Below are 20,106 nucleotides of genomic sequence, written 5' to 3' on the forward strand. Positions count from 1 at the left end.
ATCACGCAGCTGTGGAACGGTAGCTACACCCAGTCCGGCGCGAACGTGACCGTCACGAACGTGTCGTACAACGGATCCCTGGGTACCGGAGCGAGCACCAGCTTCGGGTTCAACGGCTCCTGGAATGGCAGCTCCAACCCGACCCCGGCGTCGTTCACGCTCAACGGGACGACCTGCACCGGCACCGTGAGCAGCGGTACTCCGACGCCGACCGCATCGCCGACCTCGCTGGGCACACCGAGCTTGTCGCCTTCCTCCTCCCCGAGTTCATCGCCTTCCTCATCGCCCAGTGCGTCGGCGTCCCCGCCTCCGCCAGGGCGGGGCCCGTGTGACATCTACGCCGCGGGCGGCACGCCGTGTGTCGCGGCACACAGCACGATTCGCGCGCTCTACGGGGCGTATAGCGGGGCGCTCTATCAGGTGCGGCGTTCCTCGGATAACACGACGAAGGACATCGGCGTGCTGACCGCCGGCGGGTACGCCAACGCCGCGACGCAGGACTCGTTCTGCGCAGGCACCTCGTGCGTCATCACGATCGTCTATGACCAGTCCGGCCACGGCAACAACGTGGCCTACCAGGGTGCCGGCGGCGCGGGTGGCAACGATTCCCCGTCGAGCGCGACCCGCGAGACCCTGACGGCAGGCGGCCACAAGGCCTATGACCTCTACATCAACCCGGGCAACAGCTATTGGCACAACGGCTCCGCCTCCGGCATGCCACTCGGCAGTGCGCCGCAGGGTGCGTACATGGTCACCTCGGGCACGCACGTGAACAGCGGCTGCTGCTTCGACTACGGCAACAGCGAAACCGATCGCAGTGCCGACGGCGCCGGAGCGATGGACGCCATCTACTTCGGTACCAGCTGCTGGTTCGGCGGCTGCACCGGCAGCGGCCCGTGGGTGCAGGCAGACCTCGAATACGGCCTGTTCCCCGGCGGCAGCAGCAAGTGGAACCCGAACCAGCAGGCGTTCCCGGACAAGTACGTCACCGCGATGCTCAAGAACAACGGCACCACGCAGATGGCTCTGAAGGGCGGCAACGCGCAGTCCGGTGGCCTGACCACGCTGTGGAACGGCAGCCTGCCGCCGGGCTACGACCCGATGAAGCAACAGGGCGCCATCATCCTGGGCAGCGGCGGCGACTGCTGCGCGCGCAACACCAACCTGAGCGCCGGCACTTTCTACGAGGGCGCGATCGTCGCCGGATACCCCTCGGACGCGACCGACGCCGCCGTGCAGGCCAACATCACCGCTGCTGGATACCAGTAGCCGGCGGGCAGGACCGGGCACCGCGGTCTGCGGACCGCAGACCGCGGTGCCTTAGGGCCCTTATCGCGCGAGCAGGACGACAACTAGGGTCACCAGCGCGGGCACCGTCTGCACGAACAGGATGCGGCGCGACGCGGTGAGCGCGCCGTAGATGCCCGCCACGGCGATGCAGCCGAGGAAGAAGACCTTGGCCGCGAACCCGGTCGGGTCCGAGGCGATCAGGCCCCAGATCAGGCCCGCCGCCAGGAAGCCGTTGTAAAGGCCCTGATTGGCGGCCAAGGTGCGGGTCTCTTCGGCGAACTCGGGCGTGGTGCCGAAGGCCTCGCGCGCACGATCGGTGGTCCACAGGAACATCTCCAGGACCAGGATGTAGGCGTGCAGGGCGGCCATGAGGCCGACCAGAATGTTCGCGGCGGTGATCACGAGGCGTAGCGTAGCTGCTCGCGGTGCCGCCGCCGGGGTTATTAACCTGTTGTTCGCCTCTCCGCGCAGCCGATTGGAGCAGCATGCAGCACACTCCCGCACGCTTCGTACTCGATCCCGCGTTCGACGTCGCGGTGGTCGACCCCCGGTTGTTCGGCGCGTTCATCGAGCACCTGGGACGCTGCGTGTACACCGGCGTCTACGAGCCTGAGCATCCGGCCGCGGACGAGGACGGCTTGCGCACCGATGTGCTGGAGCTGATCCGGGAGCTAGGTGTCAGCGTGGTGCGTTATCCGGGCGGCAACTTCGTGTCCGCGTACCGTTGGGAGGACGGCGTCGGCCCGGTCGAGCAGCGGCCGCGCCGACTCGACCTGGCCTGGCGCTCAATCGAGACCAACCGGTTCGGCTTATCCGAGTTCATGCGTTACCTGCGCAAGACCGGCGGTGAGCCGATGCTGGCGGTCAATCTGGGCACGCGCGGCGTCGCCGAGGCGGTCGACGTGATGGAGTACGCCAACCACCCTTCCGGCACCGCTCTGTCCGATCTGCGCATCGCGCACGGCGACGCGGCACCGTTCGGGGTGCGGCTGTGGGCGCTGGGCAACGAGATGGACGGCCCGTGGCAGGTCGGCCACAAGACCGCGACGGAGTACGGACGCCTCGCGGCGTCGGCCGCGCACGCGATGCGCATGGTCGATCCGGAGTCCGAGTTCGTGGTCTGCGGCAGCTCGGGCCGCGGCATGCCCACCTTCGGCGCGTGGGAAGCCGAGGTGCTGGCACACACCTACGAGCTGGCGAACTACGTGTCCGTACACGCTTACTACGAGGAGCGCGAAGGCGATCGCGACTCGTTCCTCGCCTCGGCAGTGGACATGGACGCGCTGATCGAGGGCGTCGTGGCCACCTGCGACCACGTCGGCGCGAGGCTGAAGTCCGCAAAGCGGATCAAGCTCTCCTTCGACGAGTGGAACGTGTGGTACATGTCGAAGCCCTCCGCGGAGGGGGAGCGCGACTGGTCTGAAGCGCCGCGGCTGCTTGAGGACGTGTACTCGGTCACCGACGCCGTGGTCTTCGGCTCGATGCTGATCTCGCTGCTGCGGCACGCCGACCGGGTCGCGATCGCCTGCCTGGCGCAGCTGGTCAACGTCATCGCGCCGATCATGACCGAGCCAGGTGGTCCGGCCTGGCGGCAGACCACCTTCTATCCCTTCGCGCAGGCTTCCCGCTACGGCCGTGGACGCGTGCTGCAAGTCCACGCCGACAGCCCGACGTACTCCACCTCGGTACACGGAACCGCGCCGCTGCTGCACGCGACCGCAGTGCTCGACGATGGGACCGGCGACGTCACGATCTTCGCGGTCAACCGCGGCCAGACCGAGGCGTTGCCGCTGCAAGTCGAGTTCCGTGGACTTGGGCTGACCGCTGTGCTGGAGCATTCGGTGCTGACCGACGCCGACCCGGACGCGAAGAACACACTCGCCGATCCGCAGCGCGTCACGCCGCAGTCAGCTAAGGGCACCGAGATTGTCGATGGCGTACTGCGCGCGACCCTGCCCCCCTTGTCCTGGAACGTCATCCGCTTGGGATCGGCGGACTGACCGATGTCAGAGCGCTGACTCAACACACCGAGACACGTCGGCGCCGCACCACCCGGGAGTGGTGCGGCGCCGATCTATCTGTGCGGGTGAGCCTTCAGGCTCGGATGGTGCTCAGCGGCCGTAGCCGGCCGCGACGATGTTCGCCTGAACTGCGGCGTTGGTCGACGCGGAGGGGTAGCCGGAGGTCATGACGCCCTCGTAGAAGGTGCCCTGCGCTCCCTTGCTGTTGTCACCGCCGGTGCCCAGGATGATGGCTCCCTGCTTGCGCATCGGGTTGTAGCCCGAGACGTTCGGCCGCACGCCGTCGTAGAACGTGGAGAGCGAACCGGACTGCGCGTTACCGCCGAGGATGGCCCAATGGTTGGGTCCACCGTCGATCATGGCGGTCAGGTAGCGGTCGGTGATCGTCGGGTCGTTGCTGTTGAGGTGCTGGTTGACGCCAGAGAACAGGCCGTTCTCCAGGTCGGCCATGATCCACGGGCCGTTGCCGGATCCGTAGCCCCACACCCGGATGTTGCCGAAGTAGATCGCTTCCATGGTGCCGTTGCCGTCGTCGTTGCTGTTCTTCTCGGCGTTGCCGTAGTCGAAGCAGCAGCCGCCGTTGTAGTGGGTGCCATCGAAGACGGCGTATTCACCCTCAGGGTTGTCGCCGGTCGCGGTGCCGGTCGCGGTGTTGTCCCGGTAGCCGGTGCCCGGCGGGATGTAGACGCCGTACGCCTTGTGACCATTGAGGGAGGTCGGCGCACCAGTGGCGTTGGCCAGGTTGTCCGGGCCGCCAGCCGCGCCGCCGGCCGGAGCCTGAGTCAGGTTGTTGTTGCGCCCGGACTGGTCGTAGATGATCGTGATCACGCACGAGGTTCCGGCGCAGAACGAGTCCTGCGAAGCGGCGTCCGCCACTCCGCCCGCGCTGACCACGCCGATGTTCTTCGTCGTGTTGTCCGAGGAACGCCGCACCTGGTACAGCGAGCCGCTGTACGCGGAATACAGCGCGCGGGTCGTGGAGTGCGCCGCCACACACGGCGTTCCGCCGGCCGCGAAGATGTCACAGACGCCCTGGCCAGGCGGCGGGGGAGTCGGCGACGAGGACGGAGACGACGACGGCGAGGCGGACGGCGACGAACTCGGCGTGCTCGACGGCGATGGGGTCGGCGAGCCGGTGCCGACGACGCCCGTGCACGCGACGCCGTTCAGGCTGAACGAGGCCGGGATCGGATTGGAGCTGTTGTTCCAGGAGCCGTTGAACCCGAAGCTGGTGCTCGCTCCGGTGCCCAGGGATCCGTTGTACGACACGTTCGTGACGGTCACGTTCGCGCCGGACTGGGTGTAGCTACCGTTCCACAGCTGCGTGATGCTCTGCCCGGCACCGAACGACCAGCTCAGGCTCCAGCTGCTGATCGCACTGCCGAGATTGGTGATGGCGACGTTTGCACCGAAGCCACCCGGCCACTGCGAGCTGATCGTATAAGACACCGAACAGCCGTTCGTGGCCGCCTGCGCGGTCACCGCGACCAAGGTGCCGCCGATGGTGACCAATCCGGCGGCCACGGCGGTGGCGACCGCCGCGCGCCTTCGGAGAGAGCGCATCGAAACCTCCTGCGTTAGCGCTAACATTCGGGTCGCCGAGTGCCCGCCGTGGATCGGCGCGAGTGAGTTGCCCGCAAGCCCGCGGCGCGGTGACCGCGATTCGACACGGTCTGCGAGGACGACGACAGGCGCAGTTTGCAGAGGTTGCCGATCGCCCGCAACGGCAAGGTCCGAAAAACCTGACGCCCACTGGCGTCGTCCGTTTACGCCGAGTGCTTCACCGGCGTTGAGCAGCGCCGCACCGGCTCAGGTGAAGATGCCGGCCGTTGCGAGTTGCGAGACCGTTCGCGAAACTTTCTCACGAACCTGACTCGCGGCCGTCAAACGCAGAAGCGGGTCATGAGCGTGCCGGGGAAACGCGTCGCGATGTTTGAAAACGTCAGCTGCTATCGAACGTTCGAATGTGGCACTCGCCTAAGTCATTATCGCTGAATAAAGCGGCGGCTCGGGGCGATATGCCCCGAGCCGCTCGTCGGTGAACCGAAGCCTGCGACGCGATCAGGCCGCTGTGATGGTCCACTCATTGTTGGTGCTGGAGTTCGGCGTCCACATCACGGTGGTGGCGCCCTGTGTGGTGCTGCCGGCGCCGTCGAGCGCGGTACCCGTGCCGCGGTTGATGATCTGGTAGCGGCCGTTGCCTACCGAGTTGAGCGACCACTGCTGGTTGTTGCCGCCGTTCCACGTCGTCTGGCGGGCCGGCGCACCGTTGGCGGTGTTGCCCCAGCTGTCGGCGACCATGCCGTTGGTGTTGTTGACGATGCGGTAGTAGCCGTTGCCGAGGCTGATGAACTGCCATTGCAGGTTGGTGCTGCCGTTGTAACCCCACTGCTTCAGGTTCGAACCCGATGCCACGCTCCCGCCGCTGTCCAGCACGAGCCCGCTGGTGACGTTCGCGACCTTTGTCCAACCGGTGGGGATGCCCCCGCCGGTGCCGCTGCCCAGAGCGGGGATCTGGCCGGAGAAGGTGAGCTTCACCGTGTACGCGAGCGCGCTGAACGGCGCGCTGGAGGAGGGCATCGCGAAGTGCAGGCCGCCGCTGTCCTGGGTGGGCTTGGGCAGGTTGATGTAGCTGCCCGCGGCGTTGCCGAGCAGCTGTGCGGAGACCAGGCTGCTGATGTTGAACTGGTTGGAGTTGAGGCTGGTGACCGTCATCGTGCCGCCTTGCCAGCCAAGGGCGGTGGCGTACAGGATCGTGTTGTCCTGACTGCGGGTGAAGCGGATGTCCTGTGGCGTGCCGGCGCGCGGTCCGGTGAAGGAGCCGCCGCCCATCGCCGTCGGTCCCTCGCCGTATGACGACCAGGATCGGGTGGCGTAGATGGCCTCGCCGAAGCGGCCGAGCCAATCTCCCATACCCAACAGGATGGTCTGCTGCTGCGACGGGATCGTCCCATCCGCCATCGGCGAGATGTTCAGCAGCATCGTGCCGCCCTTGGCAACGCGGTCGATCAGCGCGTGCAGCAACGCCTGCGTCGTGTAGTAGCCGAGCCCGACCGTGTAGCACCAGGACGAGGAAGAGATCGCGTCGTCGGTCTCCCAATACGGGGTCAGCAGACCGCCGGGGCCGCCGCGCTCGTAGTCGAAGACCTCGCCCTTGTTGTCGAAGCCGTCCTTGTACGTCGCGACGACGTCCTTGTTCCACGCGACGGCTTTGTTGTAGTAGTACGCGAGGAACTGCAGCCGGTAGCTCTCCTCGACGAGCGAGAGATCGAAGTCCTGGTAGATCAGGTCCGGCTGGTATCCGTCGATGACCTCGATCAGCTTGTTGTACCACAGCAGGTTCTCGGCGGCAGTGCCCTGCTGGCCGAACAGGATCTTGAGATTCGGGTCGGACTGGGCGGGCACGTGGTCGTAGTAGCCGTTGAAGTGGTAGGCGTGGTGCAGGGAGGCCATAAACTTCAGGCCCTGACCGCGGATCGCCTGTGCGTGCTGCGCCACCAGGTCGAGCTTGGGGCCGTGCGCGACCGAGTTCCACGGATTGGACGCGCTGTTCCACATCGAATAGCCGTCGTGGTGCTCAGCGACCGGACCGGCGAAGCGCGCTCCGGCGTTCTTGAACAGCGTCGCCCACGCGTTGGGATCCCAATTCCCGCCCGCGCTGGTCAGCTTGGGTGCGAACTGCACGAAGTTGCCGGCCTTGTCCCGCGCGCCGTCGATGAAGTTCTGGTACGGCCACACCGACGGGTCGCCGTAGGTGGCGATGTGGTGCTGGTTCGCGGCCGACCCGCTGATGTACATGTTGCGCGGGTACCACTCGTTGTCATACGCGGGAACGCTGAAGACGCCCCAGTGGTAGTAGATGCCGAACTTGGCGTCCTGGAACCAGGCCGGTGCCGGGGGGTGCTGGTCGACGGAGGACCAGGCGGCGGTATAGCTCTGCGGGCCGGCGTTCGCCTCGGCGTCGGGGGCGAAGCGCACCAGGCCGAAGGCGGTGGCAGCCCCGGCCGCGGCGAGCAGCTTGCGCCGGCTGATCTGGAAGGGCGAGGAATCCGAAGAAGACATGGCAAAAACCTTTCGCGCGCGTCAACGCGCGGTCGTGGTGGCAGGTGAATGCGCACGCGAAAGGCACTGTCGCGGGCGCGGCACGAAAGCGGCGGTGGGTTCGCTATGGCCGTGATGAGTAGGTAACCCAACGCCAGAATGCTCGTCAAGATGCATTTGAAAGTTGCGTTTGCGGTGGGAAATGGTGCGCGATGTCGAACGCGCGACAAATGTCGAATGCCTCGGCAGGAGCTGAACGCCGCTATACGCCAAGACGCTTCATCGCCACGCGGAGGCGGCGTGTGCGGAATTGGTGGCTCAACACCCGGTGCGCTCATCAGCCCGCGAAGACTTTTCCAGAACCTTGACACTCCGGATGCCGTGAGGCACTGTCTCCAGTCGCGTACCGGCCTCCGCCGGGGGCCGAGCATGTTAGCGCTCACAGCGATACGCGACGCACCCATCCGAGTCCCGGGAGGTCTCGTGACGCGGAACACTGTCACGCACGCGCGCCGACCGGGCCGGTGCTGCACCGAAGATCGATCGGCGGCGCCAGCAGCACGTGCGCGGGCGCGGTCCCCGGCTTCGCGATGCGCTCCCGCAGGAAATCCACCGCGGCCGAGCCCAAGGCCGCGGCCGGCACGTCGATCGCGGTGAGGCTGGGATGGAACTGCTCGGCCCACTTGCGCGCCACGATCCCGGTGATCGACAGGCTGCGCGGCACCTCAAGCCCGGCGCGCTCCAGCGCCCGCTCGATCCCTGGCAGCGCCGCCTCGTTGACCGTCACGATCCCGGTGACCTGCGGATACGCCCGCAGGATCGTGTCGATGCAGCTCTCTCCGGCCCTGGTGTTGTCAGCGCAGCAGAACTCGACGCCCTCGACGCCGTGCCGCGCGGTCGCCCGGCTGAAACCTTCGCGCGCGCGATGCGCCGGACCGTAGCCCGCCATCACCAGGCTGACCGAGCGGTTGATCAGCGCGATGTGCTGGTGCCCAAGCTCGACAAGGTGATCGACGCACCGGCTGACCAATGCTGCGGTGTCCAAATCGACCCAGGACATCGCGTCCGGTCGGGTGGGGCGCCCGATCATCACGAACGGTATTCGCGCCCGGCGCAGCCGTTCGACGCGCGGGTCATCGAGCCGGATCTCCGCCAAGATGACCCCGTCAAGGTGCTGACCGGACACGATCCGCTCGAACGAGCTGCCGTGGTCGTCTCCGGAGGGGGAAAGCAGCACGTCCAGGTCCGCCCGCGCGGCGGCTTCCATGATCGCGCCGACGAAGTCCAGCTGCATCGCAGTCAGCTGCTCCCCAGCCGGCGGGATGACCAGCGCGACCGCGCCGGTACGCGAGCGCTTGAGCGTCTGCGACGCGGTGGCCGGGTGATATCCGAGCTCGTCGATGGCGGCGAGGATACGGTCCCTGGTCTCCGGGGAGATCGTGCGCTTGCCGCTGAGCGCGTACGAGACGGTGCTGCGCGACACCCCGCAGTAGCGGGCGACCTCGCCGATGTTCATCGGGCTCCCTTGCAGCCGACTGGTGCGCGCCGAAGTGTAGTCATCCCATGTCGTACTGACAACGCTGCCGCACGTCCGTACCCACCGAGGGCGCCGCAGCGCTTGACTGAGAAGGAGAATCGATGAGGACGAGAATCGGGACCGCCCGCCTCGCGCTGGCGGCCGGCGGAGCCATAGCGCTGTTGTTCCCACTGCTCGCCGCGGCTCCAGGGCACGCGGCCGGCACGGAATCGCTCACCGTCGATCTAGGCTCGCCGGGGGCACCGGCCACCGGAGTCGGGGAGGGCTTCCTCTACGGCGTCAACCAGGACGCCTCGCTGCCGGCCGACCAATACATCCTCCCTTTGGGCATGACGGCCTACCGAGGCGGCGGGCACGCGTCCCGCGGCTGGGTCGGTGACAACTACTCCTACGGGTCGAACACGAAGGCGGACGTCGCCGAGATCATCGCGCAGGGCAAGCGGTTCACCCAGGCGCCGTATCACGCGCAGTACCAGGTGATCCTCAGCGACGTCTACGGCAACGACGGCGGTCAGCCCTCGAACACGACGTATCCGTGCGACAACGGCAACTGCTCGAACTGGGTCAGCTTCATCGACGCCACCGTGGGCGCGTTGCAGGCGTCGGGCCTGAAGTTCGCCTACGACATCTACAACGAGCCGGACATCTCCGTCTTCTGGACGCGCGGGATGAACACCACGCAGTACTTCCAGATGTGGGACACCGCCTATCGGGAGATCCGGCGCATCGCCCCTGGTGCGCAGATCGTCGGCCCGTCGCTCGCCTTCACCCCGCAAGGCAACCCGGGGGAGTGGCAGACCTGGCTGGCGCACACCAAGGCCGCTGCGACGCTGCCGGACATGATCACCAATCACGACGAGGGTGATGTCGACGACCCGGTCGCGGTGTCGCAGTCCCTCAACAACGCGCTGTCCGCCAACGGAATCGCGCGGATCCCCTTGTCAGCCAACGAGTTCCAGCCCTCAGACCGCCAGACCGCCGGTGTGTCCGCGTGGTACCTCGCTCGCTTCGCGCAGTCGGGCTACACGAACGCGATGCGCGGCAACTGGGCCTGCTGCGAGACGCCGAACCTGACCGGCCTGTTGACCAACAGCGGCGGCAGCTGGCAGCCGACCGGCAACTGGTGGGCTTTCCGCGCCTACGCCGACATGACCGGGACGCTGGTCAACACCTCCGGTCAGGTCAACAGCACGGCCATCTCCGCCGCTGAGGACTCTGCGAACAAGCGGGCTGTGGCGATCATCGGCGACGCGAACGGGTACACCGGCGCGGCTTCGGTGACCTTCAACGGCGTGTCGACTCAGGCCTGGCTCGACAGCAATGACTCGGTGAATGTGACCGTGGAGCGGATTCCGGACCAGGCGCCGCTGAGCGCACCGCAGGTCGTCCTCAACCAGACCGTCAACGTGTCGAGCGGCTCGCTCACGGTTCCGTTGACGTTCCAGGCCTCGCACGACGCGTTCGCCGTCTACCTGACACCGAACGGCTCGACGAGCGGTCACACGGTGACGGTGACCAATCCCGGCAATCAGACCACGACCGTCGGCAGGCCGATCAGCCCGCTGCAGATCCAGGCCACCGATTCGGCGTCCGGCCAGACGCTGGTGTACAGCGCGACCGGTCTGCCCCCGGGGTTGTCGATCTCCCCGTCGGGCCTGATCTCCGGCACGCCGACGACCCCGGGGACGTTCAACGTGACGGTGGAGGCGACGGACACCTACCCGGTCGCCGGTTCCGCGTCGTTCACGTGGACGATCAGCACTGAGGCGACCGGCGGGGCGTGTCAGGTCTCGTACGTGAAGAACGAGTGGGGCGGCGGGTTCACCGCGAACGTGACGGTCACCAACACCGGCACGGCCGCGATCAATGGTTGGACGCTCAAGTGGAGCTTCCCCGGCGACCAGAAGGTCACTAACGCCTGGAATGCCACCGTCACGCAGTCCGGACAAGCCATCAGCGCCACGAATGCCAGCTACAACGCCGCCATCGCCCCCGGCGGCAACGTTCAGTTCGGCTTCCAAGGCACCTGGACGAGCAACGACACCAGCCCCACCGCCTTCACCCTCAACGGGAGCGCATGCGACTGACCGACTGACCGCGCCAAGCCGGGCACCCGCCGACTTTCCCGCGGGTGCCGGCCGCGCCGTGCTCGGACGTAGGATGTTTTCCACCCCGCGCCGCAGCACCAGGTCACCGAATGAGGCCGAGACATGTCACTGACCGATAAGGCGATCGACCGTATTCGGGAACTGATCCAGTCGGGAGAGCTGCCGGCTGGCTCCCGGTTACCGTCAGAGCCGCGGCTTTCCGCGCAGCTGGGCATCTCCCGCAACCTCACCCGCGAGGCGGTCAAGGCACTGGTGCTCGCCCGGGTGCTGGAGATCCGGCGCGGCGACGGCACCTACGTGACCAGCCTGGAACCCAGCGTTCTGCTGGAAGGCCTCGGATCCGCGATCGAGCTGCTGCGCGGCGACACGCTGCTCGAGCTGAACGAGGTGCGCCGACTGTTCGAACCGGTGGCCACCGGGCTGGCAGCCAGCCGCATCTCCGCTGGCGAACTAGCGGAGGTGGAGGGCCATCTCGCTGCGATGCGCGAGGCGCAGGACGACGTGGAACTGCTGAACCGGCACGACGCCGCGTTCCACCGGGCGGTCATCACCGCGACCGGCAACGCCACCCTGGCCAGCCTGCTGGAGGGCATCTCCAGCAGGACCGTGCGGGCCCGGGTATGGCGCGGCATGGTGGACGGCAAAGCGGCGGAGCGCACCCTGGCCGAGCATGAGGCGATCTACCAGGCGCTCGCTACCGGCGACGCCGCATTGGCGCACGCCGCGGCACTTATGCACGTGAGTACGACTGAGAAGTGGCTGCGCAAGTATCTGATCGAAGACACCGAGGCCGATGCCCTGGCCGACGTGGCCGGCGCCGAGCTTGATATCGAGGATGCTGACGTCGAGACACAAGGGCGGCCGCGTCAGTCAGTGACGGCTGACTGACGCGGCCGCCGGCCTCACCCGGTTTTGGCGACCCATGCTTCGCCGAACCACGTGGGGCGGTCTATGGCGCATCCCCGCTTCTCGCGAAGCGTCATGGGATGTGCTTGCCCGAGCTGTGCCGCATCGATGGGTGAATCTGCCAAGCGCATCGCGAAAGCTCAAGAGCCAGGGTGATCGCTCCAGCGCACTGTCCCGAGCGCGGCTGCCCTCACTACCCTGGCCAATGCCACAGTTCGACAGAGTTCGACGATCCTCGACACGCACAGTATGCGGCCGATTGCGTGTGAAAGTTACACCGACGCGATCCCATAAACAAACCCTGTCTCGGTCAAGAGATCCCATCAATAGCCGCTCGGGAAGCCGGCCGGCGCCGAGCCGCCATCCAGATTTCAGCTGCGTTCCAAGGTCTTGACGACCTTTGTATGACTGCGTAGTCTGACTGCGTAGTCAGAACCCGGGCTCGCTACGATGCAGCGAACTAACGACGGAGGGGACGCCATGAGCGGTGCGGCGCGACAGAGCGTGAGCTCAGCGCTTCCGCGCAGCGTGGACGTCGCCAAAGTGGCCGGCGTGTCGCAGAAGACGGTCTCGCGCGTGCTCAACGACGAACCGTACGTCTCCGACGAAGTGCGCAGGCGTGTGCTCGAAGCGGCTGAGCAACTCGGCTACCGGCTCAACAGCGCCGCGCGCGCGCTGGCCTCGGGACGGACGCGCTCGATCGGCGTGGTCACCCTCGGGACCGCCCTGTTCGGACCGGCCTCGCTGCTCATGGGAGTCGAGCGCGCGGTACGGGACACCGGGTACGCACTGCGCGTGGTGAACACGATGGAAGGCGACACGGCCGGGATCGCCGGCGCTGTCGAGTCACTGCTCGAACAGGGCGTGGACGGCATCGTCATATCCGAGCCCATCGACGAGGGCGAGGTTCCGGTTCGCGTCGACGTGCCGGTACTGGTCATCGGCGCGCCCGCGCCGTTCGCCGCGCCACACGTCGTCACCGCGGGCGTCGGCGCCGGCGTGCTGGCCAGCGCGGCCACCGACCACCTGCTGGACCTCGGCCACCACACCGTGCACCACCTGGCCGGTCCACAGCGCTGGTACGCCGCGCGCGACCGGCTCGCGGGCTGGCGCACGGCGCTGGCGGCGCGAGGCAGGCCGCAGCCACCGGTCGTCGAAGGCGATTGGTCGGCCGCGTCCGGTTACTCGGCAGGTCGCGACTTGGCCGCCAACCCCGCGCTGACCGCGGTGTTCGCAGCCAACGACGACATGGCGATCGGCCTCATAAGAGCGCTGACAGAGGCCGGCAGGCGCGTACCCGATGAGGTAAGCGTGGTCGGCTTCGACGACGTTCCGGTCGCCGCGTACATAACGCCTCCCTTGACCACGGTGCGCCAGCCTTTCGACGCCGTGGCCAGAGAGGGACTCGAAATGCTCGTGCACGCCATCGAGCACCCGCTCGCGCAGCCTTCCCCGGCGATCGACCCGCCGGTCGAGCTGATCGTGCGAGCCTCGACCAGCCCGCCTCCCGGAAAACCCCGGGAACCGTCGGGCAGCACCACCAGCTACCAGGCCTGACGGCGCTCGCGGGCCAGCCCGCCGACAGCCGTCTGCCGCCGACCGCGAAACAGGCCGCGCGGGTCCTGTTCGCATCCATAGCCCTGTTTCGTCTCAGACCACACACGTGTCTTTCCCGCACGCCTCGCTCGGCGCGCGTCACCCTCACCTTCCCAATGGCGGGAGTCCACCCATGTCCAAATCCCCCTTCGGCATCGAGTCACCGATGAGCCGTCGCCGTTTCCTCGGCGTCACCGGCGCCGTCTCCCTCAGCGCGGCGCTGGCCGCGTGTAGCAACAGCAGCGGGGGCAGCGGCGGATCCGGTTCCGCCGGCGGCGCCGCGGTCAGCCAGGCCGACATCGACAAGGCGATGGCCACGCCCACGACGCTGACCTTCTGGACCTGGGTGCCGAACATCCAGTCCGAGGTGGCGCTGTTCGAGGCGAAGTACCCGGCGATCAAGGTCAACGTCGTCAACGCGGGTCAGGGCACGCCGCAGTACACGAAGCTGCGCACCGCCCTGCAAGCCGGCAGCGGAGCGCCGGACCTGTGCCAGATCGAGTACCAGTACGTCCCGACGTTCACCATCACCGAAAGCCTGCTCGACCTGCGCCCGCACGGCGCGTCCGCGCTCAAGAGCAAGTTTGTGGACTGGACTTGGAGCCAAGTCAGCGGCCCGAACGGCGAGGTGTTCGCGATCCCGCAGGACACCGGCCCGATGGGCATGTTGTACCGCAAGGACATCTTCGACAAGTACGGCATCGCGGTACCCAAGACCTGGGACGACTTCGCCGCCGCGGCGCGCAAGCTGCACGCCGCCGACCCGAACGTCTACCTGACCAACTTCGCCGCGAACCAGGCCGCGGCCTGGCACGGCCTGCTGTGGCAGGCCAACGCGAAGCCGTACACGGTCACCGGCAAGAGCACCGTCGCCATCAATGTCGACGACCAGATCTCGCAGAAGCTGGGCGCGTACTGGGGCGCACTGGCCAAGGAAGGCGTCGTCGGCGTCGAGCCCGACTTCACCGACTCCTGGTACGCCGGACTGAATAAGGGCACGTACGCTACCTGGCTGACCGCCGCCTGGGGACCCGCGTTCCTGTCCGGCTCGGCCGCCTCTACCTCCGGCAAGTGGCGTGCGGCCCCGCTGCCGCAGTGGGATGCCTCGGCTCCCGCCTCCGGGAACTGGGGCGGCTCGACCACCGCGGTGATCAAGTCGACCAAGAACCCGATCGCGGCGGCGCAGTTCGCGCAGTTCCTCAACAGCGATCCGGACAGCGCGAAGCTTTTCGCCACCAAGCAGTTCTTCTTCCCGGCCACCAAGACGCTGCTGGCCGACCAGAGCTTTGTCGGCGCCACACCCGCGTTCTACGGCGGCCAGCAGGTCAACCAGGTCTTCGCGGACGTCAGCCAGACCGTCAACACCTCGTTCCAGTGGCCGCCGTTCCTAGACCAGGTGGTCACCGACTTCACCGACACGGTCAGCAAGGCGCTGTCCAGCAAGGGCGATGTGGTCGGTTCGCTCGCGCAGTGGCAGTCGCGCATCGTCAGCTACGCCAAGGGCCAGGGCTTCACCGTCCAGGGCTCCTGAGCCTTCTAAGGACACCGATGTCTGCCCAGAACACGGACCCTCAAGGGACCGGCGCTGCAGGGCCGCTGTTCGTCGCCCCGTTCCTGGCGCTCTTCCTGCTGCTCTTCCTCACCCCGCTCGGCTACGCCGCGTACCTGAGCCTGTTTCAGCACAAGCTGGTCGGCGGCACCACCTTCGTGGGCCTGCAGAACTACGTCAACGCGCTGAAAGACCCGCTGCTGCTGCACGGCGTCGGGCGTGTGGCGCTGTTCTTCCTGATCCAGGTGCCGCTGATGCTGCTGCTGGCGTTGCTGTTCGCGCTTGCCCTGGACAGCGGTCTGCTACGGCTGGCCAAGGTGATCAGGCTCGGGATCTTCGTGCCCTATGCGGTACCGAGCGTGGTGGCGGCGCTGATGTGGGGCTACCTGTACGGACCCAACTTCGGCCCGATCGCCCAGCTGGGCCGGCACTTCCACGTCTCGACCCCGAACTTCCTCGGCAACTCCTGGATGCTCGGCAGCCTGGCGAACATCGTGACTTGGGAGTTCGTCGGCTACAACATGATCATCCTCTACGCCGCGCTGCAGACGATCCCGCGCGAGCTGTACGAGGCGGCCGCCGTGGACGGTGCCGGGCCCTGGCGGATCGCCCGCGCGATCAAACTGCCGGCGCTGCGGCCCGCGCTCACCCTCACCCTGCTGTTCTCGGTGATCGGCAGCTTCCAGCTGTTCAACGAGCCGAAGCTGCTTCAGCAGATCGCGCCGGACGTCATCGACAGCGGATACACCGCGAACCTGTACGCCTACAACCTCGCCTTCACCGGCCAGCAGGTCAACTACGCGGCCGCGGTCTCGTTCCTACTCGGGCTGGTCATCGTGATCGTCTCCTACGTGTTCCTGTACGTCGCGAACCGCCGGAGGAACGCATGACCACCACAACCCCGACCTCCGCGACGCCCCGCGCGGACGCGCCCTCCCGCCCGCGCACCCGACTGACCGGAAGCCGCCGCAACCGGCTCGACCGGCGCAGCACCCCGCTGACGATCGCGATGCTCGCGGCACTCGCGTACTTCCTGGTGCCGCTCCTCTGGCTCGTCGTCTCCTCGACCAAGAGCACCCAGGACCTGATCAACACCTTCGGGCTCTGGTTCTCACACGCGCCGCAGCTACTCGGCAACATCCACGACACTCTGACCCAGGACAACGGCGTTTTCGTCCAATGGCTGCTCAACACGGTCATGTACGCCGGGGTCAGCGCCGTCGGCGCGGCCTTCCTCGCCGCCGCCGCAGGGTACGGATTCGCCAAGTACCGCTTCCGTGGCCACGGCGCCGCGTTCGGGCTGGTGGTCGGCACCATCATGGTTCCGGCGACCGCGCTGGCGATTCCGACCTACCTGCTGTTCGCGCAGGTGCACCTGGTCGACACGCCGTGGGCCGTCATCCTGCCCTCGCTGATCAACCCGTTCGGGCTGTACCTGATGCGCATCTACACCCAGGACGCGGTGCCGGACAGCCTGATCGAGGCGGCGCGCATCGACGGGGCGGGGGAGGCGCGGATCTTCTTCACCATCGCGCTGCGACTGCTCGGCCCCGGCCTGGTCACCGTGCTGCTATTCACCCTCGTCTCCACCTGGAACAACTACTTCCTGCCGCTGATCATGCTCAACAACCCACGGCTGTACCCAGTCACGGTGGGTCTTTCCTCCTGGGCGGCGCAGGCGCAGAACGGTGGGGCCGGGTCGAGCAGCACCATGCTCCCGCTGGTGGTGACCGGCTCGCTGCTCTCGATCATCCCGCTGGTGGTGGCCTTTCTGCTGTTGCAGCGCTACTGGCAGAGCGGCCTGGCCACCGGCGCCGTCAAGCAGTGACCGCCACCAGTCCCACCCGCACCACGAACCCGTACGGAGGTCCCCGCATGGCGGTCCTGCCCGCCCGCGTCCTGTTCGGCGCCGCTTACTATCACGAGTACCAGCCCTATGAGCGGCTCAAAACTGACCTGGACCTGATGGCGGACGCCAAGTTCACGGTGATCCGGGTCGGCGAGTCGGTCTGGTCGACCTGGGAGCCGCAGAACGGCCGGTTCGACCTGGACTGGTTGCAGCCGGTGCTGGACGGCGCGCACGAACGCGGGATCTCGGTCATCCTCGGCACGCCGACCTACGCGGTGCCGCCGTGGCTGGCGCGGCAGTACCCTGAGATAACAGGGGAGCGGTCCACTGGGGAGCGCATCGGCTGGGGCGCGCGCCAGGAGGTGGACTTCACCCACCCGGCCTTCCGCTTCCACGCCGAGCGGATCATCCGCAAGATCCTGGCCAGGTACGCCACACACCCCGCGGTCATCGGCTTCCAGGTGGACAACGAACCCGGGCTCGAACTCCTGCACAACCACGGCGTCTTCCAGCGCTTCGTCGACCACTTGCGCGACGAGTACGGGGACGTCGAAAGCCTCAATCGGGCCTGGGGCCTGGTCTACTGGTCGCACCGCCTGTCCACCTGGGCCGACCTGTGGACCCCGGACGGCAACGCGCAGCCGCAGTACGACGTGGCCTGGCGGGCGTTCCAGGCGAAACAGACCACGCAGTTCATCGCCTGGCAGGCCGATATCGTGCGCGAATTCGCCCGGCCTGAGCAGTTCGTCACCACCTGCATCTCGTACACCCGGCCGGCCGTGGAGGACGACGAACTGACCGACGCGCTCGATGTCGCCACGGGCAATCCGTACTACGACATGCAGGACGGCCTCGCGCTGCCCGACACCCACGGCGACCACGTGGAGCAGAAGTGGAAGACCAGCGGCGTATGGGCGCTGTATCAGACAGCTGACTGGATGTTCTCCTCGCGCCAGGAGCCGTTTCTAGTCACCGAGACCAACGCGAGCAGCATCGGCACGCACTGGGACAACCGGCCGGCCTTCGACGGGCAGTGGCGCCAGGCCGCCTGGGCGCTGGTGGGCCGCGGCGCACGGATGATCGAGTATTGGCACTGGCACTCGCTGCACTTCGGCGCGGAGACCTACTGGGGCGGAATCCTGCCGCACAGCGAGCGCCCCGGCCGTACCTACCGCGAGCTGGCCAGGCTCGGAGCCGAGTTCGACACCGCCGGAGAGCTGGTCGCCGGGCTCGAACCCGACGCGGACATCACCATGATGTACTCGACGCCGAGCAAGTGGCTGATGCAGAAATACCCGCCGCTCAGCACCCCGGACGGCGGCCCCGATCCCGCCGCGTACCACCGCATCTTCGACCCCTTCTACCGGGGCGCGTTCGACGCCGGCCGCCAGGTGCGGATCGTGCACGCCCGTCAGCTGCACGATCCGCGCGGAGAACGCGAGGGTGTCGCGCCTGAGGTCGCGGCGCAGCGCCATCCCGTGCTCGTCGTCCCGGGGTTCTACCTCGCCGACGACACGACTCTCGACTGGTTCGCGCAGTACGCGCAGGCGGGCGGTCATCTCGTGATCGGGCCGCGCACCGGATACGCCGATCTTGAGGCCCGTGCGCGATACGAACCCGCTCCCGGACGCCTGGCGGCGGCCGCGGGCGTCAGCTACGACGAATTCAGCAATCTCTCCCGCGACATCCCGCTGCGCGCGTCGGCTGGCAGCCCGCTGAATCTGCCGCCGAACGCCACCGCGACCCGTTGGGTGGATGCGCTCAACGTCGACGACGCGGATGTGCTGGCTGAGTACAACCATCCGCACTTCGGCCGCTGGCCTGCGGTCACCACGCGCCGCCACGGCGCAGGCCGCGTCACTTACGTGGGCACCGTTCCCGGACGTGGCCTGGCTCAGGCTCTGGCCGCGTGGCTGGCTCCCAGCCCGCGCAGCGGATGGACGGGCTTGCCAGCAACGGTCACCGCCACCACCAGCACCACACCGGACGGGCGGCGCGTGCACATCGTGCACAACTGGAGCTGGCTGCCGCCCAACGTGAAGGCTCCGTTCCGCCTTACCGATGCCCTAGAGGGGACTTCGATCCCCGCGGGCGCGGCGTTGAACCTCGGCGCCTGGGACGTGCGCGTGTTCTTCACCACTTGATTCGTCCGGCGCGAACGCCGGGACATGTACCACTCGACAGGAGAACGCATCGTAACGCTCACGGCTGCCGCGCTGCTGGCGCTCCCCGGGTCCGCGCAAGCCGAGACCAGCGGCGTGCAGACCATCTTCACGCCGATCACGAGCACTGGATTCAACCCTGACCAGCGGCACGTATGCCGGTTTGCCGGCGGCGGGAACGGACATCCGTTCTTGACCACCGGCAAACCTGCGGGTGTCAACCAGCGGACTCTGGAGGTGCGCGAAATGGCCAAGCGGCATGCGGATCCGGTGCTGGAGCGTCTCCTACACGCAGTGGAGCAGACGTCGGCGGCGACAGTGCCAGTCGCGGTCAGCGTGCGGGGCACACAACTGCGCGGCGAACTGATATCTCAGGAAGCGTATTTCGCGCAGCTGGCGTCTGGCGGCGCGCTGCTCGGCGCTCTGGGCGCGGAAGCAGTGGGTGGCTCTGACGGCAAGGACCTGGATAAGTCGTCCGGCGGATACGCGCACCTGCGCGGCGAGTCTTCCGGCGTGTGGCGCATCGCCCTCAACGCGGTGGATGCCTGGACGTTGCTAGCCGATGACGCGGGCCGCGACCATGACGAACGAGGCGGAGCATCCGCGCTCGGTTCGATCTTCGGCCGCGACGCCGAGCGCTGACGAGTCGACGGCGGCCCGTGTCCCGCTCAACTGGACAACCCGCCTTTCCCCACCCACTTACCGCCGCCCGCCGTCCTGCTTTTCCCCAATAAAACCCCGCGATGACATCTCCGCTACGCGGCTTGATGGGAGCGGCGAGTCTCGTTTACAGCCTTGCTTGACCGCAGACGCCCTTGCGCGCTGGGAGTCCCGCGATAGCTTCGCCGACGGCGGACGAGGGTAACGCGGGACACGCGTGCACAGGTTTTTCACCTGGCCATGCGCAAACGGGTGAAACACCGAAAACACCCGCCATACAACCCCGAAACCCCAGAAAATAGAGATAGGGAAACCATTCCACTTACCTTTTTCCGGGGCCCACCATGCACATTACCGACGACCACTCCCGCACCGACCTGATCGACG

Annotated in this window: 14 protein-coding genes; 10 read left to right on the forward strand and 4 right to left on the reverse strand. The window is 67.3% G+C overall.

The window, feature by feature from the left end; genetic code table 11:
* On the forward strand, window positions 1-1,269 hold a 1,269-nt coding region (locus tag VN779_RS19015; RefSeq protein WP_325725205.1), incomplete at its 5' end, for an arabinofuranosidase catalytic domain-containing protein.
* Window positions 1,270-1,329: 60 nt separating this feature from the next.
* On the opposite strand, the gene VN779_RS19020 is transcribed toward VN779_RS19015, so the two are convergent.
* The gene (locus VN779_RS19020) at window positions 1,330-1,692 is read right to left on the reverse strand and encodes a DUF1304 domain-containing protein (RefSeq protein WP_325725207.1); all 363 of its coding nucleotides are present in this window, start codon (window positions 1,690-1,692) and stop codon (window positions 1,330-1,332) included.
* An 83-nt stretch (window positions 1,693-1,775) separates the two neighbouring features.
* On the opposite strand from VN779_RS19020, the gene VN779_RS19025 reads away from it, so the two are divergent.
* Window positions 1,776-3,290 (forward strand): alpha-N-arabinofuranosidase, encoded by a 1,515-nt coding sequence (locus tag VN779_RS19025; RefSeq protein WP_325725209.1) that lies wholly within the window; start codon window positions 1,776-1,778, stop codon window positions 3,288-3,290.
* Between the two features lie 111 nt (window positions 3,291-3,401).
* Here the strand turns inward: VN779_RS19025 and VN779_RS26690 are convergent, their stop codons facing one another.
* The 3 genes from VN779_RS26690 to VN779_RS19040 all read right to left on the reverse strand — a co-directional run bounded on the left by VN779_RS26690 (window position 3,402) and on the right by VN779_RS19040 (window position 8,868).
* Window positions 3,402-4,874, reverse strand: coding sequence for an arabinofuranosidase catalytic domain-containing protein (locus VN779_RS26690; protein WP_325725211.1), 1,473 nt, complete (start codon window positions 4,872-4,874; stop codon window positions 3,402-3,404).
* A gap of 498 nt (window positions 4,875-5,372) precedes the next feature.
* Window positions 5,373-7,373: an alpha-L-fucosidase gene (locus VN779_RS19035; RefSeq protein WP_325725213.1), complete on the reverse strand. Its 2,001-nt coding sequence runs from the start codon at window positions 7,371-7,373 to the stop codon at window positions 5,373-5,375.
* A gap of 478 nt (window positions 7,374-7,851) precedes the next feature.
* On the reverse strand, window positions 7,852-8,868 hold the full coding sequence (locus tag VN779_RS19040; RefSeq protein WP_325725215.1) for a LacI family DNA-binding transcriptional regulator: 1,017 nt from the start codon (window positions 8,866-8,868) through the stop codon (window positions 7,852-7,854).
* Window positions 8,869-8,990: 122 nt separating this feature from the next.
* Between VN779_RS19040 and VN779_RS19045 the strand changes: the two genes are divergently transcribed.
* From VN779_RS19045 to VN779_RS19080, 8 genes are all read left to right on the forward strand, one after another.
* Window positions 8,991-10,976, forward strand: coding sequence for a cellulose binding domain-containing protein (locus tag VN779_RS19045; protein WP_325725217.1), 1,986 nt, complete (start codon window positions 8,991-8,993; stop codon window positions 10,974-10,976).
* Window positions 10,977-11,099: 123 nt separating this feature from the next.
* Window positions 11,100-11,885, forward strand: coding sequence for a FadR/GntR family transcriptional regulator (locus VN779_RS19050; protein WP_325725219.1), 786 nt, complete (start codon window positions 11,100-11,102; stop codon window positions 11,883-11,885).
* Between the two features lie 498 nt (window positions 11,886-12,383).
* Window positions 12,384-13,460: a LacI family DNA-binding transcriptional regulator gene (locus tag VN779_RS19055; RefSeq protein ID WP_325725221.1), complete on the forward strand. Its 1,077-nt coding sequence runs from the start codon at window positions 12,384-12,386 to the stop codon at window positions 13,458-13,460.
* Between the two features lie 172 nt (window positions 13,461-13,632).
* A complete protein-coding gene (locus tag VN779_RS19060) occupies window positions 13,633-15,030 on the forward strand; it encodes an extracellular solute-binding protein (RefSeq protein WP_325725223.1) in 1,398 nt (465 codons plus the stop codon).
* Window positions 15,031-15,047: 17 nt separating this feature from the next.
* Window positions 15,048-15,938 (forward strand): sugar ABC transporter permease, encoded by an 891-nt coding sequence (locus tag VN779_RS19065; protein WP_325725225.1) that lies wholly within the window; start codon window positions 15,048-15,050, stop codon window positions 15,936-15,938.
* Window positions 15,935-16,876: a carbohydrate ABC transporter permease gene (locus VN779_RS19070; protein ID WP_325725227.1), complete on the forward strand. Its 942-nt coding sequence runs from the start codon at window positions 15,935-15,937 to the stop codon at window positions 16,874-16,876. The genes VN779_RS19065 and VN779_RS19070 overlap by 4 nt, the downstream gene beginning before the upstream one ends.
* 47 nt (window positions 16,877-16,923) lie before the next feature.
* Window positions 16,924-19,041: a beta-galactosidase gene (locus VN779_RS19075; RefSeq protein WP_325725229.1), complete on the forward strand. Its 2,118-nt coding sequence runs from the start codon at window positions 16,924-16,926 to the stop codon at window positions 19,039-19,041.
* A 24-nt stretch (window positions 19,042-19,065) separates the two neighbouring features.
* A complete protein-coding gene (locus tag VN779_RS19080; protein WP_325725231.1) occupies window positions 19,066-19,701 on the forward strand; it encodes a hypothetical protein in 636 nt (211 codons plus the stop codon).
* Window positions 19,702-20,106: the final 405 nt, after the last annotated feature.

It is taken from the genome of Actinocrinis sp. (genome assembly GCF_035605935.1).
Taxonomy (GTDB): domain Bacteria; phylum Actinomycetota; class Actinomycetes; order Streptomycetales; family Catenulisporaceae; genus Actinocrinis.

Excerpts from the sequence above, each read along its gene's own strand:
- VN779_RS19025 (WP_325725209.1), top strand. The coding sequence starts at position 1,776 with ATGCAGCACACTCCCGCACGCTTCGTACTCGATCCCGCGTTCGACGTC.
- VN779_RS26690 (WP_325725211.1), bottom strand. The coding sequence starts at position 4,874 with ATGCGCTCTCTCCGAAGGCGCGCGGCGGTCGCCACCGCCGTGGCCGCC.
- VN779_RS19035 (WP_325725213.1), bottom strand. The coding sequence starts at position 7,373 with ATGTCTTCTTCGGATTCCTCGCCCTTCCAGATCAGCCGGCGCAAGCTG.
- VN779_RS19040 (WP_325725215.1), bottom strand. The coding sequence starts at position 8,868 with ATGAACATCGGCGAGGTCGCCCGCTACTGCGGGGTGTCGCGCAGCACC.
- VN779_RS19045 (WP_325725217.1), top strand. The coding sequence starts at position 8,991 with ATGAGGACGAGAATCGGGACCGCCCGCCTCGCGCTGGCGGCCGGCGGA.
- VN779_RS19050 (WP_325725219.1), top strand. The coding sequence starts at position 11,100 with ATGTCACTGACCGATAAGGCGATCGACCGTATTCGGGAACTGATCCAG.
- VN779_RS19055 (WP_325725221.1), top strand. The coding sequence starts at position 12,384 with ATGAGCGGTGCGGCGCGACAGAGCGTGAGCTCAGCGCTTCCGCGCAGC.
- VN779_RS19060 (WP_325725223.1), top strand. The coding sequence starts at position 13,633 with ATGTCCAAATCCCCCTTCGGCATCGAGTCACCGATGAGCCGTCGCCGT.
- VN779_RS19065 (WP_325725225.1), top strand. The coding sequence starts at position 15,048 with ATGTCTGCCCAGAACACGGACCCTCAAGGGACCGGCGCTGCAGGGCCG.
- VN779_RS19070 (WP_325725227.1), top strand. The coding sequence starts at position 15,935 with ATGACCACCACAACCCCGACCTCCGCGACGCCCCGCGCGGACGCGCCC.
- VN779_RS19075 (WP_325725229.1), top strand. The coding sequence starts at position 16,924 with ATGGCGGTCCTGCCCGCCCGCGTCCTGTTCGGCGCCGCTTACTATCAC.
- VN779_RS19080 (WP_325725231.1), top strand. The coding sequence starts at position 19,066 with ATGTACCACTCGACAGGAGAACGCATCGTAACGCTCACGGCTGCCGCG.